Source organism: Enterovibrio gelatinilyticus, from assembly GCF_028683095.1.
In the GTDB taxonomy this organism is placed as follows: domain Bacteria; phylum Pseudomonadota; class Gammaproteobacteria; order Enterobacterales; family Vibrionaceae; genus Enterovibrio; species Enterovibrio gelatinilyticus.
This window is the reverse complement of sequence record NZ_JAJUBC010000115.1, coordinates 1-544: the sequence shown is the minus strand read 5'-3', so window position 1 is coordinate 544 and position 544 is coordinate 1. Positions and strand designations below refer to the sequence as shown.

General features: G+C 46.3%; 1 pseudogene. It reads left to right on the top strand.

The annotated features are described in order from the left end of the window. A pseudogene (locus LRP50_RS25460) lies at positions 1–544 on the top strand (hypothetical protein); the annotation flags it as partial.

Genomic DNA, 544 nt, shown 5'->3' with positions numbered 1-544 from the left:
TTTTTCACCGAAGCCCATGCCTGCGTATTACTTGAAAGACGATGACACAGTGCCCTCTTCAGAAATACTCGACATCAATGATGCTTATATGGACATTGGTGCTCGCTGCCAAGGGAAAGCATTTCAGGTTCAATTTGGGCACATATGCATTAATGCCGTCACCTTACTTGTGATCACAGTGCTTGTCTCTGTTGCATATTCAAACAGCAATGTTACTGGTGGGTCGTATTTCGGCGAACTATTGAGAGGCTTAGGTGAAATAGAAGTCGTCCTCTATATATTCTATGCAATATGTGGCGGAGTCGTATGGTTCGTCATCATCAAAACGTCGTTCGATTATGCTCGCCAACGCCCCATTCGCTTCCATCGCCAACGACGAGAAATATGCTATTACCCAGATGGTAGCAATACCCCAGTGATCGCACCTTGGGAGCAAGTGGTTTCTTGGGTTGCTTTAACAAGAGGCACGACGGGCACCAACGTCATGACCACCTATACATTTGGGATTGCCATTCCGACACCCGATGGCAAAGATTATTGGCTT